The organism is Polaromonas sp. P1_G2, assembly GCF_056405515.1.
This window is the reverse complement of record NZ_JBFUBY010001427.1, coordinates 1-405: the sequence shown is the minus strand read 5'-3', so window position 1 is coordinate 405 and position 405 is coordinate 1. Positions and strand designations below refer to the sequence as shown.

Sequence of the window (405 nt, the reverse complement as noted above, 5' to 3'; positions counted from 1 at the left end):
ACCGTGGTCTTGCCGCAGCCGGACGGGCCGACGAGGCCGAATGTCTCGCCTTCACCGACCTCGAAGCCGACGCCCTTTACCGCGACGAAGCGGCTGCCTGATGTCTCGAAGCCGATCACCAGGTTGTCTACCGAGATCGCATTCATGGCGCGTCTCCGTAGACGGGCAGCCGTGTGCCATAGGTCCTGGCCGATGGCTGCGCAGCCCAAAGCGCCTGCGTATAGGCGGACTGCGCCTGGGCGAGATCGGCCGATGCCATTTGCTCCTCGATCTTGCCCCGGCGCATCACCACGACACGATCGGCATAGCGCGACACCTGCCTGAGGTCGTGGCTGATCAGCAGCAGGCCCATGCCGAATTCGGTGGTCAGCGAGCGCAGCAGCGTCAGAATCTGGTCCTGCAGCT

The 405-nt window shown here is 64.7% G+C and carries 1 pseudogene; it reads right to left on the bottom strand.

Features of this window, described 5'->3' with window-relative positions:
* Positions 1–142: 142 nt before the first annotated feature.
* Positions 143–405 (bottom strand): annotated as a pseudogene (locus AC1D0P_RS30905) (ABC transporter ATP-binding protein); the annotation flags it as partial.